Genomic DNA, 21533 nt, shown 5'->3' with positions numbered 1-21533 from the left:
AAAGCAAGCCAACCACTCATCAAAAAACAGTATTGCAGAAAAGGGGGTAACCATAGATGTAAGAGCGAAACCGCCAGTGGCAACACCCAAAAAAACGGATATACACACAACCCCAAAAGAACCTGGTCGGCCCTAAGGCCGCCACGTTCACTCCGACTCAGGATCAACCTTGTTCTGGGTCAAATACCGATTCAAAGTCTCATCCTGCGAAGGCAAAGAATTATCCCCGGCAACCTGCCACAACCGCCGCTCAATCCCCTGCGCCAGCAAATGCCCCACCGCCGCCTCGATCGCCGACAACACACACAACTGAGCCGGCTCGTTAGTCGTGTACCCAGCCTCAGCCTCAAGCAACTTCTTGAACTCGATAAACTTGAACACCCCGGCACTGCGCGCCACCGAGTAAATCGTCTTGCTGGTCATCACATTCGCCAACACCTGCCCGCTACGAACATCCACCGCGCGTAAATTCACGGTCACCTGATCAACCCGGTACTCACGGGACAGATCAATCCCCAGATACCGCGCCCCTTCCCCGCCGCTGCGCACGTTGGTGTCGTAAGCGATGATCCCGCCCTCAAGCATCATGTTCGCCGCCTGCAACGGCGGCAGTTCAGCCTGGATGTTCACCGGCGTATTGGGCTTTTTCTGCGACGCACGAATGATCTTGCGTTCGGTCAGCAGGTTCTGCAGCCCTTCACGCTCCAGCACCACGAACCAGCCGCTGGCCTGCAAGGCATCCATCAACATCGACGCCGCGCCCTGGGTGACGCTGGTGGAAAACGAACTGGCCGGGGTCGGTTTGTACTGTCCGGTCTGGTCACGGAAGCCGTACACCACCGCCATCAAACGGCCCTTGGGTCGAGGCATTTTCAGCAAGTCGTAGTAGGTCGAGGCCCTGGGGGTCAGGGTCGGAGTGTCGGTGTCCTGCTCGGCCGGCATCGGCTCGCGCAGACCACACCCTTGTAATGCCGCCAACATCAGCCCTAGCGCTATTATTTTTTTCATGTCCATCACTCCCCGGAACCGTCATCCCGTCATGGGTTGAGGCCGTTCACCTGAATTTCGGAAACTTGCCCGGTCGCTCGATCGGTCACTTCAATCGTCAGTGCCCCCGAGTCGTCGACCACGTTGACGATAAAAGCGTCGGTGGACAGGCTCCCCGTGTTGCCGGTGGAGATGTTGTCCAACAGTTGCCCTAGCAACCGTGACTGCAATTGACTGGTGAAACGCTCGAGTGCCGAAGTGCCGGCCACAGTCGTACGTTTCTTGAGGTCTGGATCGTCGAAATCGTTTTGCGCCTGGGCGTTGTTGAGCAGCCAGGTGCCGTTGAGCGGGTTGCCGCCGAACGACGGGTTGACCGGCGTGTAGACCAGTTCGGTGGCCTGGACGGCAGCGGCGCTGGCAAGCCCGATCAACAACCCCGAGATCCAGAATCCGCTGCGCCGTGAGAACGTTGTCGTGTTCATAGTTCGTCCTTCTCAAGGTCGGTGGTGTCCTGCAACAAGGCTTCCAGCTTGCGCCGGACCACCTCCAGTCGAACCGAGTCGGCGGCCTCGTAGGCCTCGTCCTTCAGTTCCACGGTGTTCGGCGGCAGGAAGCGCCGATACACCAGGCGTTGTTGATATTCGACGGTCACAAGGCTGCCCCAGCGTGCGTCGGGGCGCTCGCGCACCACCAGGTTGAAATCCATGCGGCTGGTGTCGCGCAGGCGCTCGCTGAACGAGTAGTAAAAGTCGTGGCCGATGTGCGAGATCGTGTCGTCGACGATGAAGCCCATCATTTCGTCTTCCTCGGCGGCGCTGGCGAAAGACGCCACGGCTGCGAGGATCAACGCGCACCACCATTGCCGGCTCATGGCTGCAATGCCTGCGGCAGGGCCGACTGGCCTTTGACCGGGGACCCGTTGCCAGGGCCGGTGCCATCGAGGAAGGCCTTTTCAGCCACGAACTGCCAGTCCGAATAACGCTGCATGCCTTCGAAATCCGACCATTGCGACGGGAAGTCCGCCTGCTTCAACGGCACCTCGGTGGACGGGCTGTTGAGACCAGTGATGCGCCCGTCGAAGCCCCGTTGCAGTGCCCATTCGCCACCGCCAATCGGGTCCGGATAGAGCTGGCGCAGGTGATGCCGGGGTTCCGGAAAACGTTCGTCCTGCAGCAGGTCAGCCAGGTCTTTCGGGTACTGCGCCAACCCCGGCGAACTGCGGTAGTAGCTGCGCAGCGCCTGGGCGTACTGGGTGCCGACCCACAGCAGTTGCTTCTCGCGATCGCGGCGCGACACGGTCGACCACAACTCGCCGGCACTGGCCAGGCCCATGCCCATGATCACGATCAGGAACAGCACGCCCAGGTAGGTGAACCCACCCTGCTCCACGCGCTTACCACTCGGAATACTGGCTGCCATCACGCGCCCTCCCGGTAGCACCGCTCTTGATATCGGCCACGCCACCCGCCACACCTTCCGGCGGCGCGACCAGCACCCACTGGTCATTGCGTTCGGTGATCGGGTCCAGTGGCGCATTGCGCAGGTAACGCTGTTCGACCAGTTGCTCGATGGAATCGGGATAACGCCCGGTGTCGCCGTAGTAGTGATCCAGCGCCTCGCGCATGGCCGACAGACTCTGATGCAACGTGGTCTCTTTCGAGGCTTCGAGGCTGTTGAAATAGCGCGGCAAGGCGATGGTCATCAGGGTCGCGATGATCGCCATCACCACCATCAATTCGAGCAAGGTAAAACCCTTTTCCCGGCGCATGAGAGTCACCACTCGCGGTAAGCGATGCCGTTGAGGCCACGGCCCTTGGCGTGGGAGTAGACGTCGAACACGTCTTCGCCATCGCGCGGGTTCTGGGCAGAACTGTCGTAGGCCCGCAGGCCCCAACCGCCGTTGTCGTCACGCTTGGCCGGCACCAGCGGATCGCGGGGTATCCGGCGCAGAAAGTAGAACTTGGCACCCTTGGCACTGCGCACGTCGCGCACGCCTTCGACCAGCACCTTGAGGTTCGGCGGGTAGCCGCTGCTGTTCAGGGATTTCTCGATGTAGCCGGCATCGAAGGCACGCTTGTAGGCGTCGATGCCATCGCGGATCTGATACAACGCGGTGCGCAACTCCTGCTCCTTGCCACGCCGTACCAGGGTCTCGGTCAGCGGCGCGGCCATGCCGGCCAGCAGGCCGATCAGGGCCAGCGTCACCACGACTTCGATCAAGGTAAAACCGCGCTGAGAGGCGTTCATGATCAAGGCTTCTCGACGGTGACACGGGTGGTTGCCACGGCGGCATCACCGATGGCCCGAGGCTGCGCGGCAGGCGTTGGCATCACGAAGTTCTGAGAACGATCCGGTGCCTGGATGTGCATGCTGGTTTCGGTGCCGGTCGGGAACTCCATGTCCGACGGGCTCTGGTACGGCAGGTTGCGCACGATCCGTGGGGTGATCGACAGCACCAGTTCCGATTTGCCGATGGTGTCCTTGTTGCTGCCGAACAACCGGCCCAGACCGGGAATGTCGCCGAGGCCGGGAATCTTGTTGCCGGTGGCGCCATGGTCGTTGCGCACCAGGCCAGCAAGGATCTGGGTTTCGCCGTCGTGCAGACGCAGCGAGGTCTGGGCGTTGCGGGTATCGACCTGCACCGGGATCGTGCCCTGGCGGGTCGGTTCCAGCGGCGTGGCGTTACTCACTTCCAGGGCGATCTTGATCGCCACTTCGTTGTTCAGGTGCACGGTCGGGGTCACTTCGAGCTTCAGACCGACATCCAGATACGTGACGCTTTCGGTGATCACCGGCCCTTGGGTGGACGGTACCGACGTGGCGCTGATGATCGGCACGCGCTGACCGATGTGAATGCGCGCCTGCTCACGGTTGCTGACGCGGATCACCGGGCTGGCGAGGGTGTTGATGTCGTTGTCCTGTGCGTTGATCTTGGCCTGCGGCGATGGCCCGATCGAGATGCGGTCGGAGTTGATGCCCTTTAGCTGACCCAGCAGCGTGACGGGCGAACCATCACTGTTGAGCACGCCGAAGGTACTCGGCCATTGCAGACCCAGATCGAGAATGCGCTGGGTGGCGACTTCCATCACTTCCACTTCCAGCACCACTTCGGGGTTGGACTGATCCTGGGATTGCAGGAGTTTCTCGGCCATGCGGATCGCGTCTTCGGTGTCGCGCATGGTCAGGGTATTCAGGCGTTCATCGACGAACACGTCGCGGGTCTTGAGCATGGTCTTGATCATGTTCAGTGCGGTGTTGGCGTCGATGCTGGTCAGGTAGAAGGTGCGCATCACCAGCTCTTGATAGTCCTTGAGCTTCTGCGGCGAGTCCGGGTAGATCAGCAAGGTGTTTTCGTTCACCACTTTCTGGTGCAACTGGTTCTGTTGCAGCAGCAAGGCCACCGCGTCTTCGATGCGCACATCACGCACGAAGATCGTGGCTTTCATGTCCGGGCGCAGGTCCTTGTCGAAGATGAAATTCAACCCGGCGACCTGGGACAGCACTTCGAAAATGGTCTTGAGGTTGGCGTCGCGAAATTCCAGGGTCACCGGGCGATCGAGCCGGGTGCGCAGTTGCGGGTACTGGATCACATTGCGGCTCTGCACCAGACGGATGTTGCCTTGCAGTTCCAACGCACCGTCGTTCTTCGGATCGAGTTCCAGGATCTGTTTGACCTGGCGGTCGGCGCCGTAGATGTCGCCCCGGCGCAGGTCGCCACGGGCCAGCTCAAGTTTCTCGTCCATGCTGCGCAGGTAGTCGAGCTGACGCAGGGCATCCTGGGCGCGACGGTTGTTCGGTTCGATGGTCAGCACGCGGCTGTAGGCCAGGCGTGCATTGGCGAAATCGCGGCGGGCGCGGTCGGTGTCGCCGGAAGTCAGCAACGCGGTGATCGCCTTGGCCCGGCCGCTGTTGAGCAGCAGGTGCAGCTCGGTATCCCGTGGATTTTCCCGCAAGCCTTCCTGGATCCGGGCCAGGCCCGCCTCGTACTGGCCCTGATCGATCAGGTCGGAAGCCTCCTTGTTGGCGACCTGCGCGGTGCTGCACGCGGCCAGCCCGGCGCACAGGCCAAGGCTCATCAGCAAACGGGATCTGTTCATTGCGTACTCCCCACAGACAAGGTCTGCGACAAATGCAGAGGCAGGTAGACCAGGCTCAATTCCAGATCGGAAATGCCGGTGATCTTCCAGGTGTCGTCGATCACATCCCCGTTGCGCACGACGTAGATTTTTTCGCCGTCCTGCAAAAACACCTGCAGGTCGCTGCGGTCATGCAGGCGGCCGACGAATTGGAACGGCACCGGTGGCAGGCTCGGGGCTTGCACCACCGGGGTCAGGTTGACGGGTTGTTCGGAGACCGTGGCCAGAGTCGGCGCAGCCTTCCAGGATTTGGCGGCGAACAGGTCGCCCGCCGGGCTCAGGTCCTTGATCGGCACTGCGCCAGCCTTGGCGCTGCTGGCCGGCAAGGCGCCATGGGCGGTGGCTTTGGCCGGGGTCGAGGCGGCGACGTCAGTGGCGTCCGCGTCCTCGCTTGGCGAAAAATATTCGGGCAACCAGGCCAGCGCCGCCGCCACACCGAAGAACGCCACCCACCCTGTTACGCGCTTGGTGTTCATCACGACCTCGACAGGTAAAGGGTCATACGGATCCGGCCGTTGAGGTCGGTGTCGGCGATCTTCTTGCGTTGAAACTCGACGTCTTCCACCACCACCGCCGGCAACTGGCCGAGCAACGCGTGCAGGAAACGGCGCAGTTGCGGGTAGCTGCCGCGCACCGGCAACAGGATCTGGTAGCGCGCCAGATGAGTCTTGGGATCGACGCCGAGCGCGTATTCGCCGCGCGCCAGGGTGATGTGCTCCTGCGCGGCCAAGGCGTAGATACGGTCGATGGCGACGGTCGCTTGCGGCTGGGCCGGCAGCTTGTTGCGGAAATCATCGAGCTGACGTTGCGGCACCACGGGCGGGGCGATGCTGCCGTCTTCAACCTTGGCCAGGTATTCGGTGGCCTCTTGGGTCTGCTGGCTGAGCTGTTGCAGCGATTGCCAGCCCGGCAGCAAACCACCGAGCGCCCAGGCGACGGTGACCAGCAGCAGCGCCAGCCCGGCCAGGCCCGGAACACCGAGGCCTTGCAGGTATTCGTGGACGATCAGTCTAGGGATTCGCATCGCCCATCTCCCAGGTTGCCGACAGGTTGAATTGCACCGGTTGCTCCGGCGATTTGACGACGATTTCATGGCTCAGCAGCGACACGTCGGACAGCTCGTCGCTGGCCTCCAGCCGTTTGTGGAAATCCAGCATCGCTTGCAGATCACGCGCTTCGGCGCTGATCCGCACCTGCCCCTTGCGCGCATCCGGGGTCAGGGTCAGCAAGGCGATGTCGTCGCGCGGCATGGCTTCGAGCATGGCGAACAGGCGTTCCCAGGGGCGGCGCAGTTGCTGCGAGACCTTGCGCATTTCGGCGAGGTTCTGCGCCTGCTCGCGGGTTTCCGCCGGGCTCAGGCTGGTCTTGGCGCCGCTGTCGCCGGTGAGCTGACGCTGGGTGTGCTGCAAGTGACCTTGCTGCTGTTCGGCCTGATTGCCGAGGTGCTGCTGCACGCCGAAGCACACCAGCGCGAGGATCACGCCACCGCCGAGCAGGCTCCAACCCAATGGGCCGGAACGTGGACGGGGCTGGAAGTCGAGGTTCAAGGCGCGCATGTCAGGCCACCGACCGGGACATGACGTACAAGGCGTCACGCACGGTCATCGAGTCGTCTTCGAGGGTGCGCAGGTGCACCCCCGCTACATCCGGTTGCGCATCGAGGCGTGCCGGGGCGTGCAGGTAAACGTTGAACGCGCGTTCGCTGGTGGAGGCTTGCAGTTGCCGTTCGCGACCGATCAAGGCACTGAGTGCCGCATCGCTGTCGCTGCCGCCGACCGAGCGCACCGACGCCCAGCGCCCTTCCCTTGCCAGCAGCAACACGCTGCGTTGCGGCTCGGCGACCACGAACAGGAAGTCGCCAGCGTCGAGGCTTTTGTCGAAGCGGTTGAAGGCGCTCATCAGGTACGGCTGCACCGAACGCAGACGCAGGCTGCGACCGCTGACCAGGGTGCGCAGGCGTTCCAGCAGATCCTGCGGCAAGGCGCTGGCGATCCGGTCGTGGCCTGCGGGCTCGGCCGACAACACCAGGCTCCAGGGCTGGGTTGGGGCGCCGAACAGGTCTTCGAAACACAGTTGGGCGAAGCCGCGCAGTTCCTCGGGCGTGCTGATCTGCTCGCTCCACGGTACCAGGCAGAAACGGCTGAAGTGCCCGGAGATCACCACGCTCAGCTCGGAACCTGCGCGAGCGTGTTCGCCGAGCAGACGGTCGAGGGTGTCCAGCGCCACGGTGTAGCTGTGGAAGCCTTCGTCGATGTAGCCGACGCTGCCCAGCCACAGGGTGTCGCTGCCCCGGCGCTGGCCGAGGCCGACACCGCTGGCGCCGAGCACGGCGATAAATTGATCACGCGATAAAAGTGACACGATTGATCTCCTCCAGCGTGGTCCGACCGTGCTCCACCAGCTCCAGCGCCGATTCGCGCAACAGGCGCAAACCACGGGCGCAGGCCAGGGCTTTGATCTGGGTGATGGGTTGGCGCTCGACGATCATTTGCCGCAGCTCGTCGTCCAGGTGCAGCAGCTCGGCAATCGCCGTGCGCCCGCGATAACCGCTGCCCCGGCAGTGGCCGCAGCCCTTGCCGTGGACGAAGTGGTAATGGCCGACCTTGTGCGGATCGAGGCCGGAGGCGCGCAGTTCTTCATCGCTCGGGCTGGCCGGTGCGCTGCAACTGCTGCACACCAGACGGATCAGGCGCTGGGCGAGGATCGCGTTGAGCGCCGAGACCAGGCTGTAGGGGTCGATTTCCATTTGAGTAAAACGACCGATCACGTCGAACACGTTGTTGGCGTGGATGGTGGTGAACACCAGGTGACCTGTGAGCGCCGATTGCACGGCGATCTGTGCGGTGTCCGGGTCGCGGATCTCACCGACCATGATCTTGTCCGGGTCGTGGCGCAGGATCGAACGCAGGCCCCGGGCAAAGGTCAGGCCTTTTTTCTCGTTGACCGGGATTTGCAGCACGCCCGGCAGTTGATATTCCACCGGGTCTTCGATGGTGATGATCTTGTCCACGCCGTGGTTGATCTCGGTGATCATCGCGTACAGCGTGGTGGTCTTGCCGCTGCCGGTGGGGCCTGTCACCAGCACCATGCCGTAGGGTTCGGCGGCCAGACGCCGCAGCTGGCGCAGGGTTTCGTCTTCAAAGCCCAGCGCTTGCAGCTGCACGCCGCAGACCTTGTCGGCCAGGTCCTGTTTGTCGAGTACCCGCAGCACCGCGTCTTCGCCGAAGATGCTCGGCATGATCGATACCCGGAAGTCGATCTGCCGGCCGCTGATGCCGATCTTGAACCGACCGTCCTGGGGCACACGTTTTTCACCGATGTCGAGTTCGGCCATCACCTTGACCCGGGAAATCACCTGTTCGGCGAACTCGCTGCCCTGGATCTTGCTGATGTTGTTGAGCACCCCGTCGATCCGGTACTTGATCACCAGACCGTTGCCGGTGGTGCCGAGGTGGATGTCGCTGGCGTGCATCTTCAGCGCGTCGTAGAGGGTCGAGTTGACCAGTTTCACCACCACGCTCGAGTCTTCGCTGATGCTGGTCAGCGACAGGCTTTGCAGGGTGTCGACCTCGCTGCCGGCATCGGCCTGGGCGTTGAGCGATTCGACGGCGTGGAAGCTTTCTTCGTGACGGGCCAGATAGGCCTTGAGGTCGTCGGCGTGCACCAGATACAGCGGCGCGCCGTGCAGGCATTCGTCGATCCAGGCCAGCCGCGAGGTGTCGAAGGGGTCAGCGAACACACCGATGACTTCGTCGTTGTGCCGCAGCAGGATGAATTCACGCTTGAGGCATTGCGCGAGGGTGACCCGGTCGAATACCGGGGTCGCTTGAAACAGGGTGTCGGTGTCGAGCACCGGGTAATGCAGGGTGGCGCCGAGGCTGGCAATGAACGGCATCGGCGCCAGTTCGCAAAGAACATTGAGTGCGTCGAGCACCCGTTCCCCGCTAGTGGTGGCCCGCGCCCGGGCCTGGGCCAGTTGTTCACTGGAGAAGCGTGTCGGGGCACACGCAGGCTGCAACGCTTCGACGACAACGGACAGACGTTCCATGGCTTGCTCTCCAACACCCGGGGCTTGAGGCCCTGACGGCGCGGGAGGCGAGTTCGGCGAGTGCCGGAACGTCTATCGCGCCATTACTCCCCGGTGAGCATTTGATCGTCGTCCGGTGCCATGACCTCCGACCGGTTTCGTCGGCGGTCCGCCAGCACCCAACTGCCATCGTACAACTGCAACGGGAAGCTCTCGGTCCTGCTCTGGCGTCGTTCGACGAACCCTTCGGACGGGCTCGCACCGGGTTTCGCTTCGCGCTGGATCCCCAGAAGGTCGCAGACAGCTCGGGCCAGTTCCGCCAAGGGAAACGGTTTGAACAGGATGTGACTGACCCCCAGTTGCCGCGCCCGCTCACAGACTTCAGCGGTCGGGTGACCCGTTATCAGCACGAAATGACACGTCCTGTTCTGGCGGACCGCGTCGAGCACCTCAAAGCCTTCCATATCGGGCAAGCGGTAATCGAACACCAGCACGTCGGGAGCGAAAGTCTCGGCCTGGCCGATTCCGTCTGCGCCGTCATGTGCAATCCGGACATCCAGCCCTTGCGCCGACAGATAATCCTGAAGGTTCTGTGCAAGCAGCTGTTCGTCTTCGACAACCAGTACTTTGTTAACCAAGGTCTACTCCTTGCAGCGACAGATCCGGCCTTTTCAAATCAACTGCCCGATCCTGCTGGAGTGCGCCTCACAAGAGGTAACGCACACTTCATGCCAGGCCGAGTGCCGGTAAATTGATGTCTTCATGTCCTTGAATTTGATGACAATGCCCGCTCGTCCCGGTACCCCGTTCCCCAGAAACGGGGAAGCACCTGAATGGGCATCGAAGCCATTCCCCACTATTGGGGGGGAACCTTCAATCGTCGTCAATTCGTTCGATCCTGTTCTGCGCCCGCAATTGCGCGAGCACCTGGCGACGAGCCTGGGCCTGTTGCTGTCGGGCACGCTGTACCCGGACTGTTGCAAGCCCCTGCATCTGTGGGACATCGGCTGCCTCCAAGTGGTTCTGCAAATAGATCAAATGCCAGCCGAATGGCGAGCGAACGGCATCGCTGGCGAACGTTGCCCCCTCGACCACGGAGGCGCGCATCTGCATCAAGCGTAGACGCGCCGCCGCGTCTGTGGCGGCATCGGCGTCCGGCGCCACCCGAACCAGCAAATGCCGGGCCTGCAAGGTGTTAGCGCGGATCAACGCGGCGAACATCTGCTGGGCTGCCAGTTCACGGCGGGTGTACTCGGTGAACGAGGCCTCGTCGAACCCCGCGTCCTGCAAGCGCCGCAGGAAACTATCGCGGCCGCCAATGGCCACGCGAATCTGCTCGACCTGTTGCTGCACTGCTTGATCATCCACCTTCAGGCCACGCTTTTGCGCCTCCTGCCACAGCAGTTCCTTGTCGATCAGCGTGTCCAGTGCGGCCTGGCGCAGTTGTTTATAGGCCTTGGGACTGCGGATGCTCGCGACGGCGCGGCCCCGGTCTTCCAGGTATTCGGCGAAAAACCGTTCCAGACGAAACTCGGAAATCACCTCGCCGTTGACCTGCGCCGCCACCGGCTCCGTATTGGCGAACGCGATCGGCAACCAGCATGCCAGCAGCCACAACACGCTTTTGAGTTTCATGATCAAGGCCTCCGTTCAGGGGCTCGCGAGAATCGGTTTGTAGGGCGCGACCAGATAGAAGCGCTGATCGGGCAAATCCACGGTGACCACATGCGCCCCGCTCAAGCCCGATCGTCGTCCGGGGCCGAAGCTCAGGCGCGGGGTCAGACCCGTGTCGAAGTCGTGCAGGCCTTCGAGGGCCGTCACCATTTTTTCGCGGCTGGCGTCGCGTCCGGCCTGCTTCATGGCTTCGCTGAACAGCAGCATCGAGGCATAGGCACCGACTTGCAGCACCGCATGCTGCGCGCCGAGGCCCTGATGTTCGCGCAGCAGGGTCAGGGCCATGCGCCCGGCCTGGGTCCAGTCGCTGGGCACAAAGGGATAGGCCAGAAAAACCCGCCGGGAAAAGCCCTCGGGCACTTGCAGCAAGTCGCCCGCCACCTGACCCGACGTCGCGAACAGATACGGCACTTGCCCGGCATGTTGCAGTCCCGTCGCCAGCCGACTGAAACCGCTGCCGCTGCCCAGGTAGAACACTGAGCGTGAGCCCAGCGGCAAGGCATCCGCTGCCGGGTCGTAGGCCTGCATTCGGACATTTTTCCAGCCGTGATCCTGCAAGTATTGCCCCAGCGCCTGCGCGGCCTGCACCTGGGTCGGGTCGTCGGGATAAGCGATCAGCGTCGGCCCTTGCAGCACTTTCAGGCTGGCGGTGGCGTAGTCGGCCAGGGCGATCAACTGCTCGCGCAATCCCGGCAGCGGTTCGAAAATCTGCGCACTGGCCTGCACCGAGCCCATCAAGGACAGCGACCCGATCAGGGGCAAACCGGCGTGTTCCAGACGTGGCGCCAGTTCGTTGTCCAGCGCCGGGGCCAGCGGGGCGATCAGCGCAAAGACCTTTTCCTCGTCGATCAGCCGTTGCAAAGCCTGCTCGGCGCTCGTACGGTCCGGACCGGGATCGACCACGGTCAGACGCAGTTGTCGGCCATGAATGCCGCCCGCCTGATTGATCCGCGCCACGCTGCCGTTGAGCACCGCCGCCACCGTGGCGCCCTCCTCGGCCAGCGGCCCCTGGCTGGGCAGCAATGTGCCCAGGTGCAAGGTCTGGTCATCGAGCCCCGGATCGCGATCATCGGCCAGGCGCTTGAGATAAGCGGTGAGATTGCGCTGATCCTTCATCGACAGCAGAAAGCGCGGCATGCTCGGGTCGAGCCGATTGTTGCCGGGGTCGCGGCCCTGCTGGATCACCTGTGCCAGGCTGCTGTCGGTGTACGCCGGGTAGCTGCGCCCGTTGATCTGCTGCTGACCGTGGGTGCTGGTCAGCCGCGACCAGTTCAGCTCCGGCGGCCGCACGCCGCCCTCGGGCCGGCCGAGACCATCAGCGCCGTGGCAGTTGGCGCACGGCAGGCGGGTGGCCGGCAGCAACACGTCCGCCGCGCCGACCCGCGCCATGATCGCCTCGCCGCTGGCCGACTGGCCTTCGCGGTACAGGCGCTTGCCGGCGCTTTCTTCAGCGGTCAGCGGCAACGCGGCCGCGCCGAGGCTGATGCCAGCGAGCAGGATCAGGGCGAGGACGCGGCTCAGATTCATGGTGCGGACTCAGCGGCCGGCCACGGGCATTGTCAGCAACTGCAAGCGCTGGGCAATGGCGGCGGCCGGGGCATCGGGGCGGATCTTGCTCCAGCGTTTGTTGGCGACGTCGCCAACGATCAACTGGGTCGAGTGCTGCTCCGGCGTCGGCACGATCTGGCCGATGCGACCGAGCACCAGATCCATTTGCGCCTTGTCGCCGGTAAGGAAAAGCCAGTGAGGGTCATCGGCACCCTGCTTCAAGGTGTAAGCCTTGAGCACCGCCGGCGTGTCGCGCAGCGGATCACTGGTAAGGGAAATGAAAGTGACGCCGTCGGCCTTGTCGCCCAGCAGCTCGCGGACTTCCTTGAGCTTGCGGGTGATCAACGGGCAGGCATCGTTGCAACTGGTGAAGATGACGTTGAGCAGCACCACTCGATTCTGCAGTGCGTCACTGTAGAAGCGCTGGGTGACGCCGTGCTGGTCGAGCAACGGCGTGTCGGTGAACCAGGTCTTGGCGTCGTGGGTACCTCTGGCCGGCGCGGCGGCCACCGTCGCCGGGGCCTCGGGCGCGTGGCCTTCGTGGGCAAACGCCACGTTGCCGAGAATCAGGAAACAGATTGTCAGGGAGATCCAGTCGAGCATTCTCATGGTTGTTGCTCCATGGCAATCGCAGTGTGTTTGGCGTGGGTGCGCAGGCCGCTGAGTTTTTCCACTTCCTTGGCCAGCAAAGCCGGGTCGGTGAAGCCGTAGTAGCGCATCCAGTGGCGGCTGTTGCCGTCACCGACGAGGATCAGCGGCTGATGGTTCTTGAAATCACCGCTGAAACTGCCGAGGCCCTTGAGCGTGGCGTTGATCGACTGCGGCGAACCGGTCAGCCAGCTCCAGCCCGGCCCGCGCTGGAAAGAGCGGGCGTAATCCTGCAGGCGTTTCGGGTCGTCGCGCTGTGGGTCGATGCTGATCGACACCAATTGCACTTCGCCGCCGACCCGCGAACCCAGTTGTTTCTGCACCTTGCCCATGATCGACGAGACCACCGGGCAAACCGTGGTGCAACTGGTGTAGATGAAGCTCATGACGACGATTTTGTTGTGCACCAGATCCTGCTCCAGACGCACGGTCTTGCCGTTCTGATCGAGCAGCGGTACGTCGACGAATTTCACCTCGGTGTGTTCCTGGGTACTGGCAGCCGGCGCCTTGTGCCCCGCGTGTTCATCCGCCGAATGCGCCTGGGCCTGATGAATGCCGGCAGCCAACAGACACAGGCTCAGCAGGCCGGATGATGCGAATCGGTTCATGGTGTTGTCCTCGTCACTGAGTCTGGCCGGGCAGCACCCGGACACTGGCAAATGTCTTGTCGTCGAAACCGGCGCCCAGCGATGCCGCGCGCACGTGCAGGTACCAGGCGCCGCTGCGGTCGAGGGTCACCGGGGCTTCGTACACGCCGTCGGCGACTTCCAGCGCCGCCACTTCACGGGGCCGCGATGTGGGCGCGAGGAAGTAGCGCAACTGCACGTCTTTCACGCCGCTGCGCTGCACCTTTTGCTTGCCTTCGACGATGCGGAATCGCACCACGTACGGGTCGTTGAGCGCCACGGCGGTCTTGCCCGGCAGGAACTCGACTTTCGGTGGGCCGACGTGTTTTTCAGCCGCGCCGTCGGGCTCCACCTGCGCGCTGAAGCAATGAATGATGTTCGGTTGATTGAGCAGGAACGCCACGTCGAAACGCCCCGTCGCCGGCAATTTCACCCGAGCGCTGTACAGCCCCGGCGCCACCTCGCGCAGGCTGCGATCGACGACCATCGCCGCACGCGCAACCTGCCCGCGATTGGGATAACCGGACATCGGCGCGTTCATGCCTTCGGCGTAGAAATAGGTGGTGTTGTCCACCGGGTTGACCACGAACACCGCGTTATCGTCCCGCGACACCGCCAGGCTCGACGCCAGCGGTAGATCCCCGGCCAGTCGTGGCGGTTGCGGCCCGGCCTCGAAACCCTGGCTGATCGGCTGCCGTCCTTCGCCGAGTGAGGCGAGGTTGATCATGGTGACTTTCGGCGAGGCCAGGCCGCGCACGTAGGCGTAGGCCTTGGTGAACACTACTTGATAGGGCTCGGCGGACACGTCCAGATCATGAATCGCCGCGTCATTGGCGGCATCGATCACCGTGGCGCGGTTTTCCACCGTGTTCAACACCACGCCGAAGCGGCCATCGGCGCTGAAACCCATCGGGCCGAGGCCCTGTTGCAGTTTGATCACCCGGCGCACGGCGCGGCTGTTGCTGTCGACCACCGTGACGGTGCCGTCCTTGCCGTCGGCTACGTACAGCGCCCCGGACAGCGGCGAGTACGCCACCGACAACGGGCTGGAACCGGTTTTCACCTGTTGCAGCAGACTCAGGCTGGCGATGTCGATGACGCTCAACGTACCGTCGTCGCGGTTGCTGACGAAGGCGAAGCGGCTGTCCTTACTGAAAGTGATTTCGTGGTGGCCACGACCGGTCGCCAGATGCTTCAGCGGTTTCAGGCTTTGGGCGTCGATTACAGTGACCCCGGATTCTTCAGCCTTGGCCGCGTTGTTGCCGACCCACAGCAGGCGCTCGTCCGGTTGCAGCGCGACCCGCACCGGTTGGCTGCCGGCGGCCACCGAGTCGAGCACTTTGAATTGCTCACTGTCGATCACTGCCACTTCCCCTGCCGTCGGCATCGACACGAACACCCGCTTGTTGTCCCTGGGCGTGACCCAGTCCATCGGTGGTTGTTTGAGTTCGATCCGCGCCCGCGTGCTGGTGATGCCGCCGACCGACACCGACGGATCAATCACCGAAACGCTGGCATCGCGGTTCATCACCAGCAGGAAGTAGCTGTTGAGATCGAGTAGCGGCCGCGCGCCGATGTTGGATTTGAGGAACGTCCCGACCCGGGATTTGCAGCTCTTGTCGCGGCCCTGGGCCTGGTCGGCGGCAACGGTTTCCGGATCGATCCACGCCCCCGGCGCCACACCGGACAGCGGCTGGCCGGAGGCGCCATCGGTGACGCGAAACTGCACGTCGGCGAACTCGCCTTCACGCAATTTGCCGTCGCGAGCCAGCGGTTGCAGGTTGAATGCAATCGACACGCCGTCGCGGATCAGCACCTGCCCGGGCCCGGTTTGCGCCAGGGCAATCTCGCTCAGCGTGAGCAGCGCGCCGGCCATTGCCAGCAGGCAGACACCGATGATGTTGATGATCCTGTTCATGTCGCTCTCCCCTGCCAATACATCCCCGACTGCATTTCCGCTATTGGCCCTGAGGTGCCGGCTCGGGCTCATTGGTCACCCTCAGCAAACCCCACAACCCCGCCGTGTTGCCGAACGAGGCGTTGTCGCGGAACAGGTAATCCCCCGCTATCGCGTTGGCGCCGCCGGCGCTCGGCAACATGAAGCTGAAGTGCGCCGCCGGCAGCACGCTTTCGCGGGCGCCGATGTACATCGACATCGGGTTGTAGCCGAACTTCACCGAGCCCACGCCGGGGGTGTTCATCGGGTAGCCGCCGACATCGCTCTTCTCCGACTGGAACGGGTTGACCGACCACAGATGCCCGTCGAGCTGGAAGGTCGAGCCACGGCTGCCACCGGTCGGCATCAGAATGTGGGTGCGGAACGGCTGACCCGGTCTGGCGTAGAACACCGGGGTCTGCGGATCACCGCCGACCAGCGCGTTGCTGTAGGCCATGTGCGCGTTGGGCACGTCGCCGTAACCGTGGCCGTCGGCGCGGCCGAACGGTGCATCCGGCGCCAGGCCGAAGCGGTACCACATTGGTTCGGCCTTGTAGTTGATGGCCATGCCGGCGTTGTCCTTCGGATCGTTCGGCACGCCCATGCCTTCGGAGGCGATGCCTTCCACTGGCCGGCCATTGGCCCAGCGCAGGTTCAACGCACGTTGCCAGACCATCGCAAAGTCGCGATAGGCCGTCTGCCCCGCCGCCGTCACTGTGGCGCTGACTTTACGTGCATCGTCGACCCAGGTGGCGCCCGCCGGCAGGATGCTCATTGCCCCGCCCAGGCCTTTTTGCGGTTGCTTGATCACGTCCGCCGGGGTGAAGTTGAGGCCGCCGAACTCCACGGCTGTGGCGTTGATGTTGTCGACGCTGCGCCCCAGTTGGGTGATCGGTTTGCCTTCGCGCTCCAGGTGCCCGGCGTAGTACTGATAGGTACGGGTCGGGTACGCCCCGGTGCTGCCGACACGCGGCGGCACGGTCTGGATCGGGTTGGCGCCGACGTTCACACCGTCGGATTTGGTGATGTCGTAGGCCAGCAACTGCGCGTGCAGTCCAACGTGGCTGGACGGCCGCAGCAGGTTGTTGTTGAAGGTGGTCGAACCGTCGCCACCGTTGCGGTCGCGTTTGACCAGGCCTTGCAGGATCGCGGTCTGCGCCAGGTCCGGCATCACGCTTGGCAGGCGGTTTTCCAGGGTGATGTTGATGCAGTCGCCGGCAGCGGCGCGCAGCACCAGCGGCTCCACCGGGATGCCGGGTTTGAGCTTGCCAGTGGCCGGATCGAGATCCGCCTTGCGCACATAAAGGATCGCCGTCGGGTCATGGATCGGCCCGCTCTGGCCGCCAATGGTGAGGGTCTCGCCATCCTCAGGGTCGGTCACCGTCACCTGCGGAATGCTCACTGGCCGCGAGTTGAACACTAGCGTGCCGCCCGCCGGATTCAACGGCCCGCCAACATGCTGGCCGAGCCCGGCCGAGTCGCCGATGGTCAGCCCCAGCGGGTTGCGCAGGATGTCGTTGGCCAGCGCCGCGACCACTTCATAATTGCGCTGCACCGTCGGCCGGGTGCCGATGCCGTTGGGGTTGGCGCTGATCCGTGGGCAGGTGCCTTCGAATGCCACGGTGTTGCGCATGCCGGTGGGTTTCGGGTTGTTCGGCAGCGCGAACAGGTCGTTGCGTTGCGCGGTGTAGTTGCGCATCACGCCCCAGATGCCGTTCCAGTAGCCTTCGATCGAGGCGTCCATCGAGTACAGATAATCCCCGGTGGTCGCCGCCGAACTCGACAGCATCGACACCGGCGCGATGAAGCCCATCTGCTCGGAGATCCCGACCATCTGCGAGGCGCGCCACCCGGAGTTCGAGCTGTTGCCGAACCCGGAACCGCTTTGCAGCCACTTCACGCCGTGCAGGGTGACGTTGTGCTCTTCCTCGTGGCCGCCGGCATGCACCCGCAGCCGCACGTTGTCGCCGGTGTAAGTGCGCAGCATCGGCGTGAACGGATCACCCGGTTCGGCGCCGCCCTTGTTGATGTGCGGCGGAAACTGCGTGGTGCCGCCGGTAGGCCCGGTGGCCGAGCTGATCTGGTTCGGCGCCAGGTTCAGCGCCGGGATCGCCCGATCGATGCGGCTCTGCATGGCGTACGCCAGGTCACCGCCGAGGCCATCGGCCTGCATGCCGCGCTTGCCGTCCGGGCCGACCTTGTTCGGGTCGAACACCCGCAGGCCCAGCGGTTCGTTACGGTAGTTGACGACGAACATGCCGGGGTCATCCACGGAAATCGCCTGTGGGCATGGCCGGCTCGGGCAGCCCGGTTTGATCCCGCCACGCGCCTCGACCACCGCTTCGAGCAGGTTGCCGGCGTTGTTGCGCACCGGCGGGTTGATCGCAAAGCGGAAGCTGTCGGCCGTGGCCGGGAACGCTTGCGCATTCGGGATGCCATTCGGGCCGGCGCCCACATACACCCCGGCTTCATAGGCGTGCTGGAAGTCGCTGTACTCCAGGAAGAACTCGCGGAAGCTGTCGTTCAAGCCGTCGCCGTCGAGGTCACCGGTATTGATCACCGCTTGCCACGACGTCGGCCCGCCGTCCTGCCGCGCGCCGCTATACAGAGGCTCGCCGGTTTCGGCGTGGAACCAGGTGGAGCCGGCCGGTTCAGCCAGCACGGTGGCGTAGAGGCCGATCTGTTGGTGCGTCGATGGGCCGAGGTGGTCGTGGGTGAAGATCGTGCCAAGGCCGCGATCCACGCCTTTGCTGTTGATCACCGGATCGACGAACCAGCGCTGCATCGCCGTGCGCGCGCCCAGCCAGTCGCTGCGTCCGTACTGGCCGAAGAATGGATGCGCCTTGGCTTTCGGGCAGGCCGGGGTGCCGTCGCGTGGATCGGTGCCGGCGCACTGGTTGAATTCGCGGATCGCGTGCACACGCTCTTGCACAGCGCCGGGGGAAAGCACGCCGTCCTCGTAGTTCCAGCCGTTGGAGGAACCGTCCGCAGCGGTCAGATCCCACTTCGGCAGGTGAATGTGCTGGCCGATCACGTCGGTCGGGGTGCGTACCTGATAGTCGTCCATCTCGTAGACGGCCGGCACCAGGTTGGTTTGCTGGTATTGCACGCAGTCGAAGGTGTTCATGCGCATCACCAGCGGCTCTGGCGGACGCTGCTTGGTGATCACCGGCCAGGCGTCTTCCCACAACGCGAGGATGCGCGCTTGCGGGAAGTGATAACCGACCTTGTTGTACACCGCGTCGAACTGGATGTTGGCGGCCTTGTAGACCCGTGGCCGGTCGGCGGTGAACGCCGAGGCGCCGACGAAGGACATGCCATCGAGACGCTCGCCGCTGTTGAATTCACCTGTACCGGCGCTGCTGGTCAGACGTTTCTGACGGTCGTCCATGCACGGTTCGTAGTACGGCGCGCCGGCAATCGGCAGAGCGCCGTTGGTGCGAAAAGCCTTGGCCACGATCTGATTGCCGGGCAGCAAGGCAAAGCTTGGGTGATCCTTTTTCGCGTGGAAAGCCATGGCGGCCTGTTCGACTTCGGTGCCTTCTTCCGGCAGGTAAATCGGCTTGGCGCGGGTGACTTCCTTGGAGAAATCCAGCGACGTGGTCACGGTGAGCGCTTCGCCGCCAGCAGACTTTCCGTCCAGTGCATGACGCGGCAAACCACCGTCCCAACCGCCGGATTGCAACGGATCAAGGTTGGCCCACAGCGCCTTGCCGCTGGCTTTGAGCGATTGCGCGGTGGCGGCGTCGAGCATGTCCAGCGGCGGCGTCGGTGGACGTTGCCCGACCGAACTTTCCATGCCGCCGATCCAGAACGGATAGCCGGGATTTTTCAGGCTGCCGTCAGCGTTGCGGTTGGCTTCGCTGCGATCCACCAGGGCCAGCGAACCCACGGCTTGACCGCCAGCGTTGCCGCCATGGTGATCATCGTCGCCCTCTTCTTCCTCATCGTCGTCATCGTTGCCGGCGACCAGGGTTTCACCGATTTTCGGCACGACAACAACCTTGCCCGGCATCGGCGCCATGGCTTTGCCCGGCAGCGGCACGATGGCGGGGATTGGCGTGCCGGCAATGATTTCGCCATCGGGCAAGGCGCGAGCACCCGCGGCCGGTTTACCGCTGCGCAGTGCATACGGTTCGCTGTGGTAACCATCGGCACCCTGCTGGGAAACCTCCAGTTGGGTGCCCTCTTCAAACACATCGTGCACCCGCCACATGGCCCACATGCCCTGGGCAAAGTGCGGATAGAAGTGGCAATGGTAAATCGCATCGCCCGCCACGCGGTTGCGGTTGCCCGAGCCGCCATTGGCGATTTCATAGGTGTAGCCGGCGCCCGGGCCGATGCCCTGAGCGTCGACATAATCGGAGTTGTCGTCGTTGGGGTTGAACAGCCACTGGTGGCCGTGCAAATGGAAGATGTGGTGCTCGTAACCGTTATGGGTGTTGCGGAATTTGACGAAGTCACCGATGTAGCTGTGGGCGACGTTCGATGGCTCAGACGGATACAGGGCCATGGTGGCTTTCACGCCGACCTGATCGGCACGTGGCGTCTGGCCGGGGGCGATGTTCTCAAGCCCGGTGTTGGCCGGCACGTCCACCAGCATCGCCACGTCGCCGACGGTGTGCGAGCTGAGGAAGAATTCTTCGTAGGCGCAGGACAGGCAATCGTGCATCGGCCCCACGCCTAAACGGTTGGCGATCACTTCGGCGCCCATGCCGCCGGCACCGTAGTTGATCATGAACGAGTCGCGGGTCGGCTCCAGCACATGGCCCATCACCGGGTCGGCAAAGTACGCCGGGAACGCCTGGGTGACGGCGGTTTCGTCCTGGAACTGCGCGGCGAAATCGCGGAACGGCTCCAGTCGGTTGGGCAGCGCAGGGTTGCGTTTGCCTACCGATTCCAGCGGATAAGTGATCGGCGGAAAGCTGCCGTCGGGGTTGCTGCCCATGACGATGGCATCGCTTTCGCTGGAGATGATTTCGCTGCCGTCGACCATGCTGATGATTGGCATGCCGGCCTTGCCTTCGCGCAGCCACGGCTCGCGCTGCGGGTAACGAGCCTGATAATCGACGATCGGATGTCCGGCGGGAGTACGGCCAGTGCTGGCCAGGCGCATTTCTTCTTCGGTGAGGGTGTTGCGGTAAGTGCGGCCGCCCTTGGGCACGACCACCACTTGGGCAAACAGACCATTGGCATTGTTGCCGGCCGCGCCCTCCCCGCCGAACGTCGCGCCACGACTGCTGACATCGAACGCCCCTTCGCGCTCGGCGTACAACAGATAGGAACGGCTGGCACCGGGGGCGACCAGACTGTTGGCATTGCGTCCGGTGAACGAGGCGATGTCATCGATGCTGTCCACCGCTTGCAGGCCATTGACCTGGAAGCCGACGTGCCGATCGGCGACTTGCTCGTCGGCCTTGAAGGCTTCGCCGACGTTGGCGTTTTCCTCTTCGCCCTCAGGCTCGGAGTGATGATTGGGGTTGGCCTGATACGCCAGCAGGTTCTGCAGGTTGATGGTCAGGCAATCCCCCGCCGCCACGCGCAGCACCAGCGGCCGTGGACGCTTGTCCGGGCGCAGCGACACTTTGCCCGGCACCGCCGAACCGCCCTGTGCCAGTGACCGGTCGTGGTCATCGACCACGTCGCGGCGCAAGGCGAACATCATGCCGTTGACGTTCTGCGCACCGAGGCGGTTGAACATCAGCGGCTGATCGAAGGCCACGACGTTGGCCACCAGATTGCGTTCGCAGCGCACAGCGGCGCTGGCCAGTTCGACGCTGAGCATCGAGGCCAGCAACAGCAGCCAGTTCAACAGGGACGGTGCGTGGTGAATGCCAACCATGATCGGAAACCTCGTAGTGGGTGCTCACAGGGAATGATTCTCGACAAACCCGCTGGAGCAATCCGCATGCCACAAAAAATCGTGTTGCTGTTCAGTCAGTTACAGAAGC

19 protein-coding genes are annotated in these 21533 nt (G+C 63.6%); all 19 read right to left on the bottom strand.

The features are described 5' to 3' along the window. Positions 1-147 precede the first annotated feature (147 nt). A complete protein-coding gene (locus tag AC07VV_RS25775; RefSeq protein ID WP_495037852.1) occupies positions 148-1008 on the bottom strand; it encodes a CsgG/HfaB family protein in 861 nt (286 codons plus the stop codon). Positions 1009-1037: 29 nt separating this feature from the next. Beyond that, complete coding sequence (locus AC07VV_RS25770; RefSeq protein ID WP_495037851.1) at positions 1038-1469, bottom strand: curli assembly protein CsgF; 432 nt, start codon at positions 1467-1469, stop codon at positions 1038-1040. Beyond that, positions 1466-1858: a curli production assembly/transport protein CsgE gene (csgE, locus tag AC07VV_RS25765; protein ID WP_495037850.1), complete on the bottom strand. Its 393-nt coding sequence runs from the start codon at positions 1856-1858 to the stop codon at positions 1466-1468. The genes AC07VV_RS25770 and csgE overlap by 4 nt, the downstream gene beginning before the upstream one ends. Continuing rightward, complete coding sequence (locus AC07VV_RS25760) at positions 1855-2406, bottom strand: type II secretion system protein (RefSeq protein ID WP_495037849.1); 552 nt, start codon at positions 2404-2406, stop codon at positions 1855-1857. Before AC07VV_RS25760 ends, csgE begins: the two co-directional genes overlap by 4 nt. Next, complete coding sequence (locus AC07VV_RS25755; protein ID WP_096821322.1) at positions 2381-2755, bottom strand: type II secretion system protein; 375 nt, start codon at positions 2753-2755, stop codon at positions 2381-2383. Before AC07VV_RS25755 ends, AC07VV_RS25760 begins: the two co-directional genes overlap by 26 nt. Positions 2756-2760: 5 nt before the next feature. Then, complete coding sequence (locus AC07VV_RS25750; protein WP_085733232.1) at positions 2761-3234, bottom strand: type II secretion system protein; 474 nt, start codon at positions 3232-3234, stop codon at positions 2761-2763. A 2-nt stretch (positions 3235-3236) separates the two neighbouring features. Next, on the bottom strand, positions 3237-5084 hold the full coding sequence (locus AC07VV_RS25745; RefSeq protein WP_096821321.1) for a secretin GspD/PilQ domain-containing protein: 1848 nt from the start codon (positions 5082-5084) through the stop codon (positions 3237-3239). After that, entirely contained in the window at positions 5081-5599 is a 519-nt protein-coding gene (locus AC07VV_RS25740; RefSeq protein ID WP_495037848.1) for a hypothetical protein, read from the bottom strand. Before AC07VV_RS25740 ends, AC07VV_RS25745 begins: the two co-directional genes overlap by 4 nt. Next, the gene (locus AC07VV_RS25735) at positions 5599-6147 is read right to left on the bottom strand and encodes a GspMb/PilO family protein (protein ID WP_493066692.1); all 549 of its coding nucleotides are present in this window, start codon (positions 6145-6147) and stop codon (positions 5599-5601) included. Before AC07VV_RS25735 ends, AC07VV_RS25740 begins: the two co-directional genes overlap by 1 nt. Continuing rightward, on the bottom strand, positions 6134-6679 hold the full coding sequence (locus tag AC07VV_RS25730) for a PilN domain-containing protein (protein WP_495037847.1): 546 nt from the start codon (positions 6677-6679) through the stop codon (positions 6134-6136). The genes AC07VV_RS25735 and AC07VV_RS25730 overlap by 14 nt, the downstream gene beginning before the upstream one ends. A 1-nt stretch (position 6680) precedes the next feature. Beyond that, entirely contained in the window at positions 6681-7484 is an 804-nt protein-coding gene (locus AC07VV_RS25725; RefSeq protein ID WP_495037846.1) for a hypothetical protein, read from the bottom strand. Beyond that, positions 7465-9171 (bottom strand): GspE/PulE family protein, encoded by a 1707-nt coding sequence (locus AC07VV_RS25720; RefSeq protein WP_495037845.1) that lies wholly within the window; start codon positions 9169-9171, stop codon positions 7465-7467. Before AC07VV_RS25720 ends, AC07VV_RS25725 begins: the two co-directional genes overlap by 20 nt. An 83-nt stretch (positions 9172-9254) precedes the next feature. Then, the gene (locus AC07VV_RS25715) at positions 9255-9788 is read right to left on the bottom strand and encodes a response regulator (protein ID WP_096821316.1); all 534 of its coding nucleotides are present in this window, start codon (positions 9786-9788) and stop codon (positions 9255-9257) included. Positions 9789-10023: 235 nt separating this feature from the next. Next, positions 10024-10785, bottom strand: coding sequence for a SurA N-terminal domain-containing protein (locus tag AC07VV_RS25710; RefSeq protein ID WP_495037844.1), 762 nt, complete (start codon positions 10783-10785; stop codon positions 10024-10026). Positions 10786-10800: 15 nt separating this feature from the next. Beyond that, on the bottom strand, positions 10801-12351 hold the full coding sequence (locus AC07VV_RS25705) for an ABC transporter substrate-binding protein (protein WP_495037843.1): 1551 nt from the start codon (positions 12349-12351) through the stop codon (positions 10801-10803). Between the two features lie 9 nt (positions 12352-12360). Further along, on the bottom strand, positions 12361-12981 hold the full coding sequence (locus AC07VV_RS25700) for an SCO family protein (protein ID WP_495037842.1): 621 nt from the start codon (positions 12979-12981) through the stop codon (positions 12361-12363). Continuing rightward, positions 12978-13628 (bottom strand): SCO family protein, encoded by a 651-nt coding sequence (locus AC07VV_RS25695; protein WP_495037841.1) that lies wholly within the window; start codon positions 13626-13628, stop codon positions 12978-12980. The genes AC07VV_RS25700 and AC07VV_RS25695 overlap by 4 nt, the downstream gene beginning before the upstream one ends. Positions 13629-13641: 13 nt before the next feature. Beyond that, the gene (locus AC07VV_RS25690; protein ID WP_495037840.1) at positions 13642-15564 is read right to left on the bottom strand and encodes a YncE family protein; all 1923 of its coding nucleotides are present in this window, start codon (positions 15562-15564) and stop codon (positions 13642-13644) included. A gap of 40 nt (positions 15565-15604) precedes the next feature. Further along, complete coding sequence (gene mnxG, locus AC07VV_RS25685) at positions 15605-21424, bottom strand: manganese-oxidizing multicopper oxidase MnxG (protein ID WP_495037839.1); 5820 nt, start codon at positions 21422-21424, stop codon at positions 15605-15607. Positions 21425-21533 lie beyond the last annotated feature (109 nt).

This window comes from Pseudomonas sp. GW821-FHT02C04 (assembly GCF_059421845.1).
Note: the sequence above shows the minus strand (reverse complement) of the source record. Positions and strands in the feature narration are given on the sequence as shown.